This window comes from Paenibacillus sp. FSL H3-0286 (assembly GCF_045040705.1).
GTDB lineage: Bacteria > Bacillota > Bacilli > Paenibacillales > Paenibacillaceae > Paenibacillus_AQ > Paenibacillus_AQ odorifer.
This window is the reverse complement of record NZ_CP150285.1, coordinates 6751579-6769957: the sequence shown is the minus strand read 5'-3', so window position 1 is coordinate 6769957 and position 18379 is coordinate 6751579. Positions and strand designations below refer to the sequence as shown.

At 48.4% G+C, this 18379-nt stretch carries 17 protein-coding genes; 11 read left to right on the top strand and 6 right to left on the bottom strand.

Translation table 11 applies throughout. The annotated features are described in order from the left end of the window. Position 1: 1 nt before the first annotated feature. The 5 genes from MHB37_RS30165 to MHB37_RS30145 all read left to right on the top strand — a co-directional run bounded on the left by MHB37_RS30165 (position 2) and on the right by MHB37_RS30145 (position 5926). Entirely contained in the window at positions 2-814 is an 813-nt protein-coding gene (locus tag MHB37_RS30165; RefSeq protein ID WP_051491222.1) for an ABC transporter permease, read from the top strand. After that, positions 814-1731: an ABC transporter permease gene (locus tag MHB37_RS30160; protein WP_405168798.1), complete on the top strand. Its 918-nt coding sequence runs from the start codon at positions 814-816 to the stop codon at positions 1729-1731. Before MHB37_RS30165 ends, MHB37_RS30160 begins: the two co-directional genes overlap by 1 nt. A 136-nt stretch (positions 1732-1867) precedes the next feature. Further along, positions 1868-2968, top strand: coding sequence for an ABC transporter substrate-binding protein (locus tag MHB37_RS30155; RefSeq protein ID WP_405168797.1), 1101 nt, complete (start codon positions 1868-1870; stop codon positions 2966-2968). 104 nt (positions 2969-3072) lie between these two features. After that, complete coding sequence (locus MHB37_RS30150) at positions 3073-4536, top strand: CoA-acylating methylmalonate-semialdehyde dehydrogenase (RefSeq protein ID WP_405168796.1); 1464 nt, start codon at positions 3073-3075, stop codon at positions 4534-4536. 31 nt (positions 4537-4567) lie between these two features. Next, positions 4568-5926: an aspartate aminotransferase family protein gene (locus MHB37_RS30145; RefSeq protein WP_405168795.1), complete on the top strand. Its 1359-nt coding sequence runs from the start codon at positions 4568-4570 to the stop codon at positions 5924-5926. Here MHB37_RS30145 and MHB37_RS30140 read toward each other — a convergent pair. Further along, positions 5901-7589 carry a PucR family transcriptional regulator gene (locus MHB37_RS30140; RefSeq protein WP_076124031.1) on the bottom strand — a complete coding sequence of 563 codons (1689 nt, stop codon included), beginning with the start codon at positions 7587-7589 and terminating at the stop codon, positions 5901-5903. The genes MHB37_RS30145 and MHB37_RS30140 overlap by 26 nt on opposite strands. A 318-nt stretch (positions 7590-7907) precedes the next feature. Here MHB37_RS30140 and MHB37_RS30135 point away from each other — a divergent pair, with 318 nt between their 5' ends. The 4 genes from MHB37_RS30135 to MHB37_RS30120 are packed head-to-tail and all read left to right on the top strand — an operon-like array spanning position 7908 to position 12314. Continuing rightward, on the top strand, positions 7908-9299 hold the full coding sequence (locus MHB37_RS30135; protein ID WP_405168794.1) for an NAD(P)-dependent oxidoreductase: 1392 nt from the start codon (positions 7908-7910) through the stop codon (positions 9297-9299). Positions 9300-9343: 44 nt separating this feature from the next. Further along, a complete protein-coding gene (gene preA / locus MHB37_RS30130; protein ID WP_076276253.1) occupies positions 9344-10633 on the top strand; it encodes an NAD-dependent dihydropyrimidine dehydrogenase subunit PreA in 1290 nt (429 codons plus the stop codon). Between the two features lie 2 nt (positions 10634-10635). Further along, positions 10636-12063: a dihydropyrimidinase gene (gene hydA / locus MHB37_RS30125; protein WP_340921175.1), complete on the top strand. Its 1428-nt coding sequence runs from the start codon at positions 10636-10638 to the stop codon at positions 12061-12063. Further along, positions 12063-12314, top strand: a complete 252-nt coding sequence (locus MHB37_RS30120; protein WP_076179218.1) for a hypothetical protein — start codon at positions 12063-12065, stop codon at positions 12312-12314. The genes hydA and MHB37_RS30120 overlap by 1 nt, the downstream gene beginning before the upstream one ends. Before the next feature lie 322 nt (positions 12315-12636). Here the strand turns inward: MHB37_RS30120 and MHB37_RS30115 are convergent, their stop codons facing one another. After that, on the bottom strand, positions 12637-13155 hold the full coding sequence (locus tag MHB37_RS30115) for a GNAT family protein (RefSeq protein WP_341164461.1): 519 nt from the start codon (positions 13153-13155) through the stop codon (positions 12637-12639). A 180-nt stretch (positions 13156-13335) separates the two neighbouring features. Between MHB37_RS30115 and MHB37_RS30110 the strand changes: the two genes are divergently transcribed. Further along, positions 13336-13953 (top strand): TVP38/TMEM64 family protein, encoded by a 618-nt coding sequence (locus MHB37_RS30110; RefSeq protein WP_036682051.1) that lies wholly within the window; start codon positions 13336-13338, stop codon positions 13951-13953. A 59-nt stretch (positions 13954-14012) separates the two neighbouring features. Continuing rightward, entirely contained in the window at positions 14013-14924 is a 912-nt protein-coding gene (locus tag MHB37_RS30105; RefSeq protein WP_076301471.1) for an aldo/keto reductase, read from the top strand. A gap of 12 nt (positions 14925-14936) precedes the next feature. On the opposite strand, the gene MHB37_RS30100 is transcribed toward MHB37_RS30105, so the two are convergent. From MHB37_RS30100 to MHB37_RS30085, 4 genes are all read right to left on the bottom strand, one after another. After that, the gene (locus tag MHB37_RS30100; RefSeq protein WP_076124020.1) at positions 14937-16448 is read right to left on the bottom strand and encodes an aminotransferase class V-fold PLP-dependent enzyme; all 1512 of its coding nucleotides are present in this window, start codon (positions 16446-16448) and stop codon (positions 14937-14939) included. Between the two features lie 125 nt (positions 16449-16573). After that, positions 16574-17050: a DsrE/DsrF/DrsH-like family protein gene (locus tag MHB37_RS30095; protein WP_036682046.1), complete on the bottom strand. Its 477-nt coding sequence runs from the start codon at positions 17048-17050 to the stop codon at positions 16574-16576. 121 nt (positions 17051-17171) lie between these two features. Next, positions 17172-17489 (bottom strand): hypothetical protein, encoded by a 318-nt coding sequence (locus tag MHB37_RS30090; protein WP_076278292.1) that lies wholly within the window; start codon positions 17487-17489, stop codon positions 17172-17174. A gap of 54 nt (positions 17490-17543) precedes the next feature. After that, positions 17544-18167, bottom strand: a complete 624-nt coding sequence (locus MHB37_RS30085; RefSeq protein ID WP_036682044.1) for an acetate uptake transporter — start codon at positions 18165-18167, stop codon at positions 17544-17546. Positions 18168-18379 lie beyond the last annotated feature (212 nt).

Sequence of the window (18379 nt, the reverse complement as noted above, 5' to 3'; positions counted from 1 at the left end):
GATGAAAGGGGGCAGTATCTTTGTGCGAGGCCGTCTGCTGCCGTTGTTCGTCTGGATTTTTGGCCTGCTGCTAGTCTGGGAAGGGACTTCCTGGATGCTGCTCCATGTGGTGGAGACGCCGTTAGCACAGTCCAAGCTGCCATATGTTCATGAGGTGTTAGCTACCTTATGGCAGTATGGAGGCACGCTCTTGAAGGAGGGGGCTGCGACCTTCGGTAATGCTGGTGTTGGCTTCCTGATTGGAGCGGTAGCTGGTGCCTCATTGGCGGTGCTGATGAGCTTGTCGAAGACAATAGAGCAATTAACTTTTCCTTATGCTATTGCCTCGCAGATGATTCCGATTCTGGGGTTGGCACCCATCATCTACGGGATTGTGCGCGATGAACAGACCTCACGGATTATTATTTCGGGATATATCACCTTTTTCCCGGTGGCTCTGAACATGCTGCGCGGCTTGCGGAGTGTAGATCCATCAGCGCTCGAATTGATGCATTCTTACGCGGCGAAACCTTGGGCGGTCTATTGGAAACTCAGATTTCCGGCGGCTTTGCCGGGTTTGTTCGGTGGGCTTAAGATAGCTGCCCCACTTGCTGTGACTGGAGCTATTCTGGTGGAGCTTATGGGTGCCCAGCATGGCATTGGTGTAATTATGCTGCGCAATCTCTATTATGGAAGCTCTCACACCTATATGTTCTGGTCTACGGTGATTGTGGGTGCCTTGCTGGGAATCGTAAGCTACTGGTTAATCAGTCTGATAGAACGCCTGGTAACGCCTTGGCAGCCTGAATATCGTCCGAAAGGAGGCAGCCGCTAATGGAAACTAACTCCGTTCGGGAGACCACGTTTATAGGCTCTACTGGTAAAGAAATGGCTCAGCCGGCGCTAACGGCTACACCAAAGAATGCTGTAGCCGTTCCGAAACCTGCGGAAGCTACGGCGAGTCGCGGCGGCTCACGAATGCTGAAGAGGATATTTAGCGCAGGGGTGCTGCTGCCTGTACTGGCAGGTCTGTTATTTCTTGCACTATGGGAATTTCAATTTTTTCATAAGATCTTTGATCTGAAAAAATATCAACTCCCGCTGCCTACAGCCATCGCCGAAACCATGCGAGATAATTTCAGCTTTTTGCTGTCCTATACCGGATACACTCTTGCTGAAGCTGTGCTGGGAATGTTGGCTGGTTCTGCTATCGGCTTCCTGATCGCTTTAGTCGCGACAGCTTGGCCGCGCTGGGGGAGTGGAAGCTTGACGCTGGTTGCCGCCCTAAATGCTGTGCCTATCGTCGCCCTCGCGCCCATCATGAATCTGTGGTTTGGAGATGGGATAGGCTCACGAATTGCCATAGTAACCGCAACTACAATGGCAGCGATGGCGATCAACGCCTATAAAGGTATGGCGGCGATTGATCCATTGGCGCTGGATCTGATGCATTCTTATGCGGCGGGTAAACCGGCGGTATTCCGTTATCTGCGGATTCAGAGCAGTCTGCCCTATGTATTTACAGCACTCAAGATTAATGCTACTGCCAGTATGATTGGTGCCATTGTTGGGGAATTCTTTTTCTCCTCAAAAGGGCTTGGATATCTGCTCTCCAATTCCATTAAAGTTGCCAAAATGCCACTGGGTTGGTCCTGTATTGTGTTGGCTGCGATTGCAGGCGTGCTCTTCTATTTAGTGGTTGAGCGGCTGGAGAAAGTATTCATTAAGTGGCATCCTTCGCAGCGTACTTAATCTTACCCTCATTACATCCGGCCATAGTGGGAATGGAAAAGAGAAACCGCCCACGGCTGTATGCATAAACGCACCACGATGATTGTCCATACTGTGCTTGTTACAAACTTAAATTACGATAGGGGGAGTTCGATTGATGAACGGGAAAAAACGCAAATTTCGTGGTGGTTTGTTGGCAATCGTGATGATGTTGAGTGTTTCTTTAATGGCGGGTTGCGGTGGCAACAATAATAACTCGGCAGCTGAAGCTACGACTGCCCCTGAAGCTTCAGCAGCTCCTGAAGCAAGTGCTGCTACTGAACCGGCTGCTGATCCAGTTACAGTGAAGCTACAGCTGAAATGGGTGCCGCAGGCGCAATTCGCTGGGTATTTTGTGGCGCAGGATAAAGGATATTACAAGGAAGAAGGCTTGGATGTAGAAATTCTGCCGGGTGGGCCTGATATCGTTCCGGAACAGCAAGTGGCAGGTGGCTCCGCAGATATCGGTGTGGGTTGGGTAGCCAGCTTGCTGCCGAGTCTTGAAGAGGGAATGCCGCTGGTGCAGATCGCGCAAATCTATCAAAAGAGCGGATTGGTCCTGGTCTCCAAAAAAACTGCTGGCATTAATTCAGCCGCTGATCTTAAGGGTAAAAAAGTCGGCAACTGGATGGGTGGCAACGAATTTGAACTATTAGCGTTATTCGATAAATATAAGTTCGATCCGAATAAGGATCTAAGCTTTACGAAGCAAGGGTTCACGATGGATCAGTTCTTGGGCGATCAGATCGATGCGGCCTCAGCGATGACTTATAACGAGTACCAAGTGGTGTTGGAGTCAGGCATTAAGGCTGAGGATCTGAATGTCATTGACATGAATACAGAAGGCGTTGCAATGCTTGAGGATAACTTGTTCGCGAATAAGGAATGGCTTGCGGAGAACAAAGAGACTGCGGCAAAGTTTGTGCGTGCCTCCCTGAAGGGCTGGAAAGATGCAATTGCTGATCCTTCAGCTGCCGTGGACAGTGTGATGAAACAAGCGGAAGACGGCAGTACGACGAAGGAACATCAGCTGACAATGATGACTGAGGTTGCCAAGCTGATTCTGCCTGAAGGCTTTGACAGTGCCAAGATGGGATATACCGATGCGGCGGCGTTCCAGCAAACCGCTGATATTTCGCTTAAATTTGGTGTCATTAAAGAACCGGTTAAGGTAGATGAGGCTTATACGAACGAAATCGTAGAAATGGCGGCAAAATAACTAACTGAGCTTAATGTTATAGTGGATGGCCGCCTGATCTGGCGGTCATCTATTATAATCAGCAGTCCATCAGTGCAACTGAAACAGAGAAAGGGGTGCGAGCTATGTCTCTCCTAGTAACGCAGGCTGAAAGAGTTAAGAATTATGTGAATGGAGCTTGGGTAGAATCGTCGTCCGGGCGAGATGAAGAGGTTTATAATCCGGCGACGGGTGAAGTGATTGCTTATGTGCCCATTTCTAGTAAGGAAGAGCTGGGTGCGGCGGTAGAAGCGGCTGCGGCGGCATTTCAAGCGTGGAAAAGGGTCGCTGTGCCGCGTCGTGCCCGCTATTTTTTTCAATATCAACAGCTGCTGGTAAAGCATTGGCATGAGCTGGCCGAGCTGATTACGCTGGAGAATGGCAAAAGTCTGGAAGAGGCGCAAGGTGAGGTGCAGCGTGGAATTGAGTGTGTGGAATTTGCCGCAGGCATCCCCACGTTGATGATGGGCAGCCAGCTTCCGGACATTGCTACCGGAATTGAATCCGGGATGTACCGTTATCCATTGGGGGTTATCGGGGGGATTGCCCCGTTTAATTTTCCGATGATGGTTCCTTGTTGGATGTTTCCGCTTGCCATCGCTTGTGGAAATACCTTTGTGCTGAAGCCTTCTGAACGGACGCCGCTGCTGGTTAATCGATTGGCAGAGTTATTTGCCGAAGCGGGCTTTCCTCCAGGTGTACTGAATGTGATACATGGGGCGCACGAGGTTGTGAATGGGATGCTGGAGCATGATGAAGTGAAGGCGATTTCGTTCGTCGGTTCGCAGCCGGTTGCGGAATATGTATATAAGACAGGGACAGCGCAGGGAAAACGGGTGCAGGCGCTAGCTGGAGCCAAGAATCACTCGATTGTGCTGCCTGATGCGGAGCTGGACAATGCGGTCAAAAATATCATTGCGGCTTCCTTTGGCTCGGCAGGTGAGCGGTGTATGGCTTGCTCGGTCGTAGTGGTTCATGAGGATATCGCTGACGAGCTAGTGAACCGTCTGGCTGCGGCTGCGGATGAGCTTAAAATTGGTAATGGCGCGGATGATGGGGTGTTTTTGGGTCCGGTAATTCGTCAGTCGAATAAGGAGCGGACGCTTTATTACATTGAGACTGGTGAAGCTGAGGCAGCCAAGCTTGTGAGAGATGGGCGGAAGGATGCTGCTACAGGTGGTGCGGGTTATTTTATCGGGCCGACGATATTTGATCATGTACAGCCGGGAATGACTATCTGGAAGGATGAAATTTTTGCGCCGGTATTGTCTGTGATTCGTGTGAAAAGTCTGAGTGAAGCGATTGCGGTAACGAATCAGTCCCCATTCGCGAATGGGGCGTGCATTTATACAGATAGCGCAAAGGCGATCCGTGAATTTCGGGAAGAAATTGATGCAGGGATGTTGGGTGTGAATCTGGGTGTGCCTGCCCCCATGGCATTTTTCCCCTTCTCGGGTTATAAGAAATCGTTCTACGGAGACCTGCATGCCAATGGGCGTGATGGGGTGGAGTTCTATACGCGTAAAAAGATGATCACTGCCCGTTATTAGAGAAAATGAGCTGCTGAGAGGAGAAAATGTTATGCAGAGTCTGGGGAACGATAGTGAGCTTGCGGTGAAGAAGGATCAGAAATATTTATGGCACAACATTACGCCTTATAGTGAAAAGAACCCGCCTATGATTGCCGCCTCGGCAAGTGGGTCGTGGATTACAGATATACAGGGCAATCGATTTTTGGACGGGATGTCTGGCCTGTGGTGTGTAAATGTGGGATACGGGCGCAAGGAGCTGGCGGAAGCTGCTTACAATCAATTGCTGACCCTGCCATATTTTCCTCTGACACAAAGTCATCTCCCGGCGATTGCGCTGGCGGAGAAGCTGAATGAGTGGCTCGGAGACGATTATGTGATCTTTTTTTCCAATAGTGGATCGGAAGCCAATGAGGCTGCTTTCAAAATGGCCCGCCAGTACCAGCAGCAAATCGGCCAGCATTATCGCCATAAATTCATTGCCCGTTATCGTGGGTACCATGGCAGTTCACTTGGGGCATTATCTGCAACGGGCCAGGCCCAGCGCAAATATAAATATGAACCGTTGGCGGGTGGTTTTCTGCATGTAGCTCCCCCGGACAGCTATCGCCGCCCGGCCGGGATGACTGTGGAAGAATTCAACCTCCAGTGCGCACAGTCCATAGAGGATATGATCATCTGGGAAGGCGTGGAGACGGTAGCTGCGGTGATTATGGAGCCTGTAATTACGGGTGGTGGCGTCATTGTACCGCATCAGGTTTATTTGGATCGGGTGCAGGAAATCTGCCGTAAGCACGGTGTGTTGCTCATTATGGATGAGGTGATTTGTGGATTCGGACGTTCTGGACGTAAGTTTGGTCATCACAACTTTAATGTGAAGCCTGACATCGTAACGATGGCTAAAGGACTGACTAGCGCTTATCTTCCTCTATCTGCCACTGCTGTTCGTAAGGATATCTATGAGGTATTTAAGGACAATAGCGATGACTATGGGCATTTTCGCCATGTGAATACTTTTGGTGGTAACCCTGCTTCCTGTGCGCTGGCGCTGCGTAATCTGGAAATTATCGAGCAGGAGAAGCTGGTGGAACGTGCGGAACTTTTAGGTAAAAGAATAAATACAGAATTTACTGAGCTGCTTGATCACAAGCTTGTAGGTGATGTCCGCAGCTTTGGTTTGGTGACAGGGATTGAGCTGGTTGAAGACAAGGTCAGTAAGAAACCGGTTGATCTGAATATTGTGAAGGGGATTATTGCCGAATGTAAGTCCAAGGGGCTTATCATCGGTAAAAATGGCGATACCGTAGCTGGGTTCAACAACGTGCTTACCTTCGCCCCGCCGTTATCCTCCACGGATGAAGATATAGAATTTATTATCGATACCTTTAAATCTGTGCTGAACGGGGGCTAGGTAAAGTGATTTTGTCTGGATATAGAAATTGGTAAGCGCGCAGGGCGACTTGAATGGAGATCCGATTCTCTGGCTGCATGAAGTCTTCACCCAGTAGCTCTGTTATTTTGTCCAGGCGATAATAAAGGGACTGTCTGACAATGAATAGGTTTCGAGCGGCAATTTGTTTGGAACCATCATGATCCAGATAAACACGAAGGGTAAGCAGCAGCTCGCTGCCTTTGGTTTGGTCGTGGTCGATTAGCGGGCCGAGATAACTGCGAATGAAGTTCTGCAACGTTTTTCCGTCATTTAAGCTCAACAGCAACTGGAATACACCCAGCTCTTCATAGAAGAGTAGTGACTTCTGGTAACAGGAGTATAACGACAATGCCTGTAGGGCTTCCTGATAACCGGAATAGGCTCGTTTTAGGCGCTTATGCGATTTGCTAACTCCAATGACGAGCTGCAAATCCTTGAGCTTCTCATCGGAGCGGATGTTCTGCAGGGCTTCAAGTGCTTGTTGAAGTCGCATTTTTCCAGGCATTTTCGATTGGATATCGAGGGCGATGACGGTGAGGCGATTGTTCTTAAGGGTGATCAGCGGACGTAAAGAATATTTCTCAAAGATGGAACGCAGGATGAGTGAAAGGTGGAAGGTAATGGACTCCCATTCGTTCTCCGAGCTGTTCCATTTTACATCTCTGGGGTTCTTGATCTCTATAAGGCATACACGGTAAGGGAGCTCGTTGACCACGTTGAAATTGGAGCCGATCAGGCCCTTTAAGCGGTTATCATCTTCGATGCGGCCATTGATCAGCTCGTCGACCCATAGATTTTCTGAAAAAAGCTTACGCTCCTCCATATACCGCGTCCGCAGCAGCTCTTGTGCAATGGACAAAGAGGCGGAATCCAGCAGCAGACAGTCGAACTCCTGTGGTTTGTGATTGCATACCATCAGAATGTAAGCCCAGGTCTGATCCAGCGCACCTACAGGCTTGAGCGCGATGGTCTTCTGTCCATATTCCCGGATATAGGGGGCAGCGTCAGGTTGAATTCCTTCCAGCTCGTCGCCGAAGGCGGTGAAAAAATTCAGCAATGGAGCCTGCTCTTCCGGCGGAAGTGCCGGGAAAAATAAGGGTTTGCCTTGCAGCTGCATATAGACAATTTGTGTGCGGGTACTTTTGCACAATAATTGCAGCACTTTCAGCGTTCCTTGTGAAGTTAAGGTCAGGCGGTGGAATTCACGTGAGATTTTTTCAAGTTCTTGGAGCATCCGGTGATGCCGGTTGATGATAATCGAGTGAAGATCCAACGTGATATCTACGAAACGAACCGTGCGGGTGAAGATGATTAGCGGAAAGTCATGTCTGTCGGCTAAGTCGATCATCTCTTGCGGGATGGTGCTGAAATACGTACCTAACTCAATACATAGGCAAGCTGCATTTTTGTCGATCAGGTTCTGCATAAACTCCAAGGAGGAAGGGAGATCGACACTTGCACCAATCCCCGTAGTCAAAATCATTTCTTCGCCATGAATCAGAGTCTCGAAGTTGGCACTTTCCAGCACATGCACCCAGCGAATGGCACGGCTTAGGCCGCTTTTCCCGCCGATCACCTCGGCTTCTGCGAATAGTGGTCTTTTTAAAGCGTCACGAATGGTTAATACAAGCTCCCAGTCCATAGTTACTCCCCCTCGATCTTCTGCGCTCTGGCCTTCGGCTAACGCCCTGTTATTCTCAGCCTATTCTCACACGTAAAAAATACAGTTTTGAAATTAGACAAAGTGTCTAATGCAACGAAAATTCGAAATGACTATAGTTTGATTAATGGATGTCAGTATATATAACCTAATCAGGAAGAACGTTGAGAGATAATTTCTGTTAATGCTTATATTACTACAATAAATTAAAGATGTAAGCAAAATATTCAGACAAAACTTGAAATAATGTTATATTATATAACACTAATATGGAAAATTACCCATAAGGAGGGACTAGTGATGGAGCATTCATCTCCGTTAACAGCATTTACACCTGATATGTTCATGCGCAATTTCGCCGAGGCTGAGCCGCCTCTGACCCATAAAGGTGCCCTGGATGAGTCTAATCGCTGTCTATATTGCTACGATGCCCCCTGTATAAAAGCATGTCCGACCAGCATTAATATTCCCTCCTTTATCAAACGGATCGCTACTGACAATTTGAAAGGCTCGGCACAGACGATTATGAATTCCAATCCTGTGGGTGCCAGCTGTGCTCGTGTTTGTCCTACAGATGAGCTGTGTGAAGGAGCCTGTGTGTTAAATGATGCCTCGGCGCCGATCCAAATCGGACTGCTGCAGCGTTATGCGACAGATTGGGCGATGAACAGCGGAGTTCAATTATTTAAGGCTGGCACCCCTAATGGGAAAAAGGTAGCCGTAATTGGTGGTGGTCCTGCGGGATTGTCTGCGGCTAGGGAGCTCGCCCGTGAAGGTTTCGCTGTTGTGATCTACGAAGCAAAGGCGTTAGCGGGTGGGCTGGATACACATGGGATTGTATCGTTTCGGCTCCCGCAGTCTGTATCTCTTTGGGAAGTAGAGCAGGTAGAGAAGCTGGGTGTGGAAATACGTACAGGTGTAAAAGTCGGAGTGGATGTTTCTGTAGATGAGCTGAAGTCGAATTATGATGCTATCGTTTTGGCAGCGGGTATGGGATATGTGCCTCCAATAGGGATTGAAGGTGAAAAAATGGCTGGAGTTTATGACGCTATTGCGCTTGTAGAATCTACTAAGACGGGCATTCCTCTGCTAGAGCTGATGGGTCAGCGGGTCGCTGTCATTGGGGCAGGGAATACGGCTATTGATGCAGCGACTTGCTCAGTGCGGCTGGGAGCCACCAATGTGAAAATGGTCTACCGCCGGACCCGCGAAGAGATGACGGCATATGACTTTGAATATGAATTCGCGAAGCAGGAAGGTGTGGAGTTCAGCTGGCTTACCTTACCGAAACGTATCGTGGGTGATGAGGTTGGGAATGTAACCGCACTGGAGTGTGTGCAGATGAAGCTGACGGAGGAGCTGGGCAAAGATGGGCGTCCAATACCTATGCCGATCGAGGGTTCTGAGTTCTTGATTCCTGTAGATGCGGTTGTAATAGCTATTGGTCAAAAGCGTCGTCTGGATCTAATAGATTCCTTAGGTCTTATGCATGACCGTGGGGTTGTTAAGGTGGATGAGGTCACCTGCCAAACCTCCGATCCGCAGATTTATGCCGCTGGGGACATTATTTTTGGTTCAGGTAAGGGTGAGGCTATGGTTGTGTCAGCGGCACAGCAGGGGAAAGATGCAGCCCATGCGATTGTTAAACAATTCTCAGGCCAGCAGGAGGTCGTTGTTAGATCAGCGGGCTGAGCGTAGAAATCAAATTGGATTTTACATGACAGGGAGGGAACATCATGGCAGATTTAAGTATTAATCTCGCAGGAATCAAATCACCGAATCCGTTCTGGCTGGCCTCCGCGCCGCCTACGAATACAGGTTATCAAGTGCAGCGGGCCTTTGAAGCAGGTTGGGGCGGGGCGGTGTGGAAGACGCTCGGCGATCCGATCATTAATACCTCATCGCGTTTTGCGGCAGTAAATTTCAATGGGCAACGGGTTGCGGGCTTTAACAATATTGAACTGATCACCGACCGTCCGCTTGAAGTTAATCTGAAGGAAATCTATGAAACGAAAAAAAGATTCCCGAATCATGCGATTATAGCCTCCCTGATGGTAGAACCATCGCAGCATAAATGGCATGAGATTGTTAAGCGGGTAGAGGATGTGGGTGTAGACGGCCTGGAGCTTAACTTTGGCTGTCCGCACGGGATGGCTGAGCGTGGAATGGGCGCTGCTTCGGGGCAGCAGCCTGATCTGGTGCAGGCACAGACCACCTGGGTAAAAGAAGTTGCGACAACCCCGGTGATTGTGAAGCTGACGCCTAATATTACGGATATCACCGTCGTTGCCCGCCATGCGGTTAAGGGTGGAGCGGACGCGATTAGTATGATCAACACGATCAACAGTCTTGCTGGTGTAGATATTCATAGCTGGAACACAATTCCGAATGTTGGAGGTCAGGGTGCGCATGGCGGTTACTGCGGGCCGGCTGTGAAACCAATTGCGCTTAGTATGGTGGCCGAGTGTGCCCGTGACCGGGGAGTCGGCATTCCTATCTCCGGTATTGGAGGGATTTCGACCTGGCAGGATGTTGTTGAATTCATGCTGATGGGTGCTACGGGCATTCAAGTATGTACAGCGGTCATGCATCATGGCTTCCGGATTGTGGAGGAAATGATCGATGGCCTGAACAACTATTTGGATGACAAAGGTTTGGCTTCCGTAACAGAGTTAATCGGTAAATCGGTATCCCGTTACTCCAACTGGGGTGATCTGGATCTCAACTATAAGGTCGTTGCCCGTATTAATGAGAACAACTGCATCAACTGTAATAAATGCCATATTGCCTGCGAAGATGCTTCACATCAGTGTATTGATATGTTAACTAATGCAGATGGGAAAGCTATTCTACAGGTCCGCGAGGAAGATTGTGTAGGTTGTAATCTTTGTTCTATTGTCTGTCCAGCAGACGGTGCGATCGATATGGTTCCAGTGGATACCGGGGCAGCCCCACTGACCTGGAACCAGCGGCAGAAAGTGATCGGGAGTTTGAATGGTACCTATTCGGAAGTGGAGGTGGTGTAAGGATGAAAAAGATTATTAAAAATGGCATCATCGTTACCGCAGCAGATACTTATACAGGCGATGTGGCGATTGAAAACGGGGTTATTACGGAGATTGGCCTTCATTTGGATGTCCCTGGTGCGGAAATTATAGATGCCTCGGGGTGTTATGTTTTTCCTGGAGGCATTGATCCTCATACGCATCTGGATATGCCTTTTGGCGGCACGGTTACAGCTGATGATTTTGAGACGGGAACCATTGCGGCTGCATATGGCGGAACGACCACAGTCATTGATTTTTGCTTAACCACCAAAGGACAACCGCTACAGCAAGCCGTAGATACATGGCATCATAAGTCGCAGGATAAAGCGGTGATTGATTACAGCTTCCACCTGATGGTCTCAGAATTAAACGATAAAGTACTGGGTGAGCTTCCGGAGATCATTGAGAATGAAGGCATTACCTCGCTCAAAGTATTTATGGCTTATAAGAATACTTTTCAGGCGGATGACGGCACACTTTTTAAGACCCTTCAAGCCGCGAAAAAAGAAGGTGCACTCGTTATGGTGCATGCGGAGAATGGAGATGTCATTGAATATCTTGTTGAGCAGGCCTTGGCCGCAGGCAATACCGACCCAATCTTTCATGCGCTGACCCGCCCGCCGGAGCTGGAGGGTGAAGCTACGGGACGCGCAGCTTATCTAACCGAACTTACAGATTCTCAGCTGTATGTTGTACACGTGACCTGTGCGGAAGCCGCTTGGAAGATTGCTGAAGCGCGTAAAAAGGGACTGCGCGTCTACGGTGAGACTTGTCCACAGTATTTAGTGCTGGATCAGACGGCGCTGGAAAAGCCTAATTTCGAAGGTGCTAAATACGTGTGGTCTCCGCCCCTGCGTGAGCAGTGGAATCAGGATGTTTTGTGGGATGCGTTATGGAGCGGCAGCTTGCAGACGATTGGCTCTGATCAGTGCTCGTTTGATTTCAAAGGACAAAAGGATCTGGGGCTAGGCGATTTCTCCAAAATCCCGAACGGTGGGCCGACTATTGAGGACCGGTTTACGATTCTATATTCGGAAGGTGTGCAGAAAGGCCGGATCTCATTGAACAAATTCGTAGATATTATTGCTACCTCTAGCGCCAAGCTGTTTGGCTTGTATCCGCAAAAAGGCACGGTCGCAGTAGGTAGTGACGCTGATCTGGTCATTTTTGATCCTTCTGTAGAAAGAACCCTTTCTGCGGACACGCACCATATGAACGTAGATTATAATGCGTTTGAGGGCTTTGAAGTGAAGGGAGAGCCTGTTTCTGTTCTCAGTCGAGGTGAATTTGTTATTCGTAACAAACAATTTGTCGGCAAAGCAGGTTCGGGAAAATATTTGAAACGCAAACGTTTTGCAGCGGAGGCTCCTCTTCCTTCTAAGGCAGAAATCAGCGGAGGTGTAGTCTAATGTCTGCTTTTGCGGAATATGCCAAAGAACAGCAGGAGATTGATGGGCTGCTTTTTAAAGGATATACGATTGCCAGCATCCAAGAGGATTTGGACGGTGCCCGAATAAAGTTTGTCAGAGGGGAGCCGGCTAAAAGCTCGGTAGAGCTGTTACTACTCACAGCGGATGCCCGTAAGTACGTGACAACCCTTGTGGTTGCGGGGCTGAGGGCGGAAGGTGAGCAGGCGGGTTGTTACAGTGGAGAGGTTTGAGGGAAATGGAATTGAAAGCTGAGTAGTGAGCCTGCGCAGGATAGGGGGCCTATTGCTCGGCTTTTTATTGTGCTCCTGAAAGGGGGCGAGGAAATAAATTCCCTGAAAATAGCCGATTATCATCGCGGCATACACTTTTTGGGGAAAACCTCCCTAAAAAGTGGCTGATTAGGGTCCCCAAATAGACGATTTAGGGAAAACCTCCCTAAAAATTACTGAAATACGCCGATTTTGCTCAAATTCGCTGAATATTAGGGAAGTTTTCCCTGATTTGCAGTTATAGGCACCTGAAAGACCAAAGATCAGGGAGGATTTCCCTAATCTATTTCTGTCGCTGCTGCTCACGCGCTATATACTCATACCGTAATATGGACATGATATGCAGAGATTCAAAATGTCCCTCAACCTTCATACAATCACGTAGAGTCCCTTCCAGTGTAAAGCCACAGCTTTCATAGACATGGCGAGCCCTGTGGTTGTGATCTCTAACATCCAACCATAGCCGATGCGTCTCGGTGTGCTGGAAGATCCAGTCGCTCACGAGACGAAGCGACAGTTTGCCATACCCAAAGCCCTTGGAATGGATGACGATTCGTTTAATACAAACAGTAAGATGAATATCTTGAAGTCCTGTTACGATGATATAGCCGACTCTTTTCCCGGACCTCTCCCAAATTGTAAGATGCAGGATATCTGGATCATGGATAGCCGTAATGTGCTCCTCTTTACTCCACTGTCCGATATAGGCACGATTAAGCTCACTTTGTTCAATGGCTAGAACGAACGCTAAATCCTGCTCAGTGGTAGTTTGCAGATCCAACGTTTCTGAATGAATGATCATAACCTTATGCCCCCGTCTAATATGTATTTTTGTCTATAGTAACGAAGAATTTTCTCCCTGTCATTTAATTAGTCCCGGTTGCTCACTCTATATTGGCGGCACTGTAGGAATGAACGTAACTTCGTGTATAATTGAGACCAAGTGTTAAGAATTCCAATCGGATGAGGAGATCAGCTGGTTATGTATTTTCTTGATATTATGTCTTGGCTGACAGAGGATAATCTGCGGCATCTGCTTGAACAATATCGTTCGTTTGGGCCCTTTCCGGGCATTGCGTTAACGTTTATGAAATCATTTATACCACCACTGCCAACTATTGCGATCGTAGGGTTAAATGGGGCCGTATATGGTTTATGGTTAGGTTTTTTGTATTCTTGGATCGGTCTGGTTGCAGGCTGTGTGACTACCTTTTGGATTATCCGCAAAGTAGCCTCCCATCGTTATTTACGAAAATGGGCAGCGCGGCCCAAAGTAGCCAAAAGCATGACGTGGGTGCGGCAAAGCGGATTCAGCTATGTTTTTCTGCTTAGTATATTTCCGGTAGGACCTTTTGTTGTGATTAATATGGCAGCGGGGCTTGCCGGGATGAGGTTCCGTTCGTATCTTCTTGCGCTCACGGTAGGCAAAGCGATTATGGTATTCGCAGTTTCATACATTGGCAACGATCTGGAACGTTTCATTCGCCAGCCGTGGGAGATTATCTATGTTCTGTTGTTTATCGGGCTGTCGTTATGGGGAGTCAAAGCCATCGAAGCACGTTTTGCTAGAACAGCACAGGATGGGAACAAGATAGCTTAGCATAGAGTCAGAATTAACTTGAATCCCTAAATTTAAATAGAATAAAGGAGGAAATGATGATGAAATATCGTAAGCTTGGCAGTACAGGAATGAATGTCTCGGTGATTGGCCTAGGGACTTGGCAGTTTGGCGGAGAGTGGGGCAAGGATTTCACTCAGGTTGAAGTCGATGCCATGCTGGATAAGGCTGGAGAGCTGGGTATTAATCTGATTGATACGGCAGAATGTTACGGAGATCACTTGTCGGAGAAGTTCATCGGGGACTATCTGGCGCGCCGCAAACGCGAGGACTGGGTTGTAGCTACGAAATTTGGCCATCATTTTCAGGGGCATTTGCAGCGGGAACAGCTATGGCGTGCTGAGGATGTGCTTAAGCAGCTAGACGACTCCCTCCGCGCACTCCAAACAGAGTATATTGACCTCTATCAATTCCATTCCGGAACGGATGAGCAATTCGATAATGATAAGCTGTGGAGTATGCTCGACAGACAGAAGCAAGCCGGCAAAATCCGTCATTTGGGCGTGTCGATCAGTGCATCGGGCTCGGGGGTGCACCAGACCTCTGCGGCAGCGGATGTGCAAGCAGAGGCCATACAAGTAGTATATAATCGGCTGGATCGTCAACCTGAAGAAGAGATTCTTCCGCTGTGCATCGAGCATCAATTAGGTGTGTTAGCTCGCGTTCCGTTAGCCAGTGGTTATTTGAGCGGCAAGTATAAGCCAGATGCGGTTTTTGCTCAGGGTGATGTGCGAGCTAACCATAAAGAGGATGTAAGACAAAAGCAGCTGCGCGCAGTAGCAGAAATTGCTGCTACTGAAGTGCCGTCAGGTCTGGATATGGCGCAGTGGGCTTTGGCTTGGTGTCTCCAGCATTCCGCAGTAACCAGTGTAATTCCGGGCTGCAAAAATGTAGAACAGGTCATCTCCAATGCCAGTGCTGCCGATTTGGACATGGTGAAGGGCAACGTGTGATAAGTTAGATTGTTACATGGTGAAGAGTTCTTGGAGCTTCATCTCGGGTGAATGCTGCGCGTAGATATGATTCCAGCTGTTCGTGGAAGTATCGTAAAGGTAGTCCTGCTTCCATTGCTGGACATGGGTCGCAATACTCCTTACAGCGGATACAATTCTCTCTACTTCCTGATTAGTCATAATGGGATGTAGGGAGATGCGAATCCACCCTGGTCTGAAGGATTGGTCGCCGCTCATGATCGCTCCGGCAATCTGAGCGGATTGCGTCCACCCTAATCCAAGAAGGTAATGTCCGTATGGACCTGCACAAGAGCAGCCGCCTCGAGCTTGTATGCCGAAACGGTCATTCAACAGCTGAACAGCGAGGTTGTAATGGATATCACGAAGTGTAAAAGAGACGATTCCATGACGTTCTGTATGATCTCCGGCCAGCAGCGCGCACTCCGGGATGCTGCGGAGTCCTGCCATTAATTCCTGACACAGCTCGTGTTCTCTAATCACCATATATTGACCGTTTCCATTCATCTGCTCCTTCAGCTTCACGCAAAGTGCCGTGCGAAAAGCCTGTAAAAACCCCGGTGTTCCCCCGTCTTCCCGCATCTCAATCGCATTAGTGTAGCGGCGTCCTCCCCAAGGGTTGACCCAGGCTACTGTACCTCCACCCGGTTCGTCAGGAATACGTCCATTGCTCAGTGCTTCATCAAAGATTAGAACGCCATTTGTGCCCGGCCCACCCAGAAATTTATGCGGAGAAAAAAAGATCGCATCAAGCTTCTCCAGTGGGGAAGGTGGGTGCATATTGATAGGCTCGTAGGGAGCACTGGCGGCAAAATCCACAAAGCATACGCCCCCATGACGATGCATAGTAGCCGCTAGCTTTGCGTAAGGCGTCTGAATTCCAGTCACATTAGAACAAGCTGTAAATGAACCAATCTTGAAACGGCGATTGGGGTACAGTCGCAGCTGGTCTTCAAGCTGTTGAGGGTCAATATTTCCGTCCTTTCCGGCGGGAATGGTAACGACGTCACCAAGTCCCTCCTGCCAAGGAAGAATATTGGAATGATGCTCCATATGGCTGGTGAAGATAACGGGGCGGTCTTCCAGTGCACGGTTATTATGTTCCTGTAGCCATTCCGGGAGCCTTAATCCCATGATACGCTGCAGCTTGTTCACGGCTCCTGTTGTTCCATTGCCGCAGAAGAGCAGTACATCCTGAGGGCCAGCATTAACATGGTTCTTAATGATTTGGCGAGCTTCATTATAAGCCTGCGTCATGATTAGTCCGGTGGTGTTGGAATCTGTATGTGGATTGCTGACGTAGGGACCGAAGGCTTCCTGCAACTTGCGTTCGATCGGTTCATATAAGCGCCCGCTTGCGGTCCAATCGGCATACAGAAGCGGCTGTCTGCCATAAGGGGTGTTGATTTGATGCCGAATGCCGATGGTGTGACCACGAAAAGTATCAAAATGGTCTTGTAATGAAGCGGGCGTCTCTGCAGAAGAGGCGTGGATGATGTTTAGCACGGATATTCCCTCCAGCCCGTACGCCGTCAGTGCTAAGTTAATGGGGTGTATTTTCGGCGTGCCAGTAGTTTCTATGGCAACAGTATATGCCTGCATGGGGGATTGGGTTAAAGCCTAGTCAGACTTTAAATAAATAACTGTACATCACTTTCTAAAGCATCTTTTAAATATGCCGCAGCATCGATGATTTCGACCTCTGGCAGCAGTTCCTCGGGCTTAAAGCCCATGATCTCCACAGAGAGCTTGCAGGCATAGAATTTGATGTTTTTTTTACGAGCCCCTTTTAGAAAATGAATCAGCTTCGGTGCGCCTTGTTCCTCCATCATTTCTTCCAGCATCATTCGTCCCAGCCCGCTAAAGTTCAGATGAGAGAGCGGCAGCTGCCCAGGGCCCTTCGGTGTAATAACATCCATCAGCTTCTCGTAGATACTCTTGTCCTCAAGAGTCATCTTCTCCGGATCACGCACCAAAAATAGACCCCAGAATGAAAAAAACATAGTAACCTCGACATCGATATCTCTTGCGGCATTCGCTAGGATCAGTCCAGCCATCGCTTTGTCGTATTCCCCACTGAACATTAGCAGATTGATTTTTTTGCTCACCCTGATAATCCTCCCGTTACTTTTATTAGAATGTCATTAGTATGGTTGTGATGGGGAGAACTATGCGAAGAAGCTTTCTGAAATTATAAAAAAAAGCCCCCTTTCGGGAGCTTGAGATTTACTAATGTGCTTCAGGATCTTTAGATTCTGGACCTGCATTGCGACTGATGTCGTAATAACGGGCGGACAGCCAAATAGCTCCGGTAAATAACACAATGAGTCCAAGGACGATAGAAAAGCGCCAATCGCCTGCTTTGAAATTCAACTGAAGCACCGTTAGTACTAGTGAAACTTGGGTCCAAACCAGTGTTCTTTTGCGAAAAGCCGCAATATCACCAACCATCTTCGGGATATTCCGAATGATCAGGTAGGCAATAACTGCGAGAATAAGGGCGAAAATAGCAGTTACCGCTAATTCAGAAGAGGACAGGACATGCATAGTCTCAGCATCCTTTCGGCTTGCAAAAGTATTAGTTTCAGATCAGAACAATTTCTATTTTTTGAAGATGCCCAGCGGAGCTCCAATCGGTAAGAAGCTGCGGCCGAAATGAGCGTTTAGCACGGATGCTCCACATCCGTAAAGGGACACGATACCAATACCAAGCTCAGCACAAGCAGCTAGCTTATGGAAGAATTCTGGAGCGATCCCAAAGGAATCAAAGGTTAGTCCGATAAAGAGAAAATCTATCAATACAAAAATGATAAGCAGAACTCTATTTGCCTCAACGGCACCAATCGTCATAAAGAGTGTGAAGATCAAGTAACCCAGAAATACAAATCCGAGCTGCTTAGGATCTACAGCCTCCGCAAGCGTTGGTCCAAATACGCCAAGCTTGATTAGCCAGCTGCTAGCCATGCCGAACCAAAAGAAAGCGTAGGCGCCAAAGGCAGTCATACCAAAGGTATTGTTGTGCTTAGCATCCTGAATGGCGGCGAATAGCTGCGCGAATGCTCCCAGGAAGATAGCCCAAGGAATAACGTAGCTAAGTCCTGTTGTAAATTCAAGCTTCTGTGAAGAAGCGACCAATGTGACAATAGCCAGTCCGAATAGCCCGATGGCGCTAGGGTCGGCAGTGACGATTTTGACAGATTGGGTGTTAGGGGATTGCGCTGACATGACAGTAAAAGCCTCCATTATTATATATAGTTTTACGCTCTTAAAAACAGCCCGTAAGGGGTGCTGTTCATAGGCTTGCCTATCATATCATATCGGTATGTGCTTGCCTATAAAACAACACTCATTTTTTGTCGTAAAATAGGGGTCCTGCGTGAAATAAGGAATTGTTTACATTTTTATCTTCCATTATCAAGATACTTAACCAAACAAAC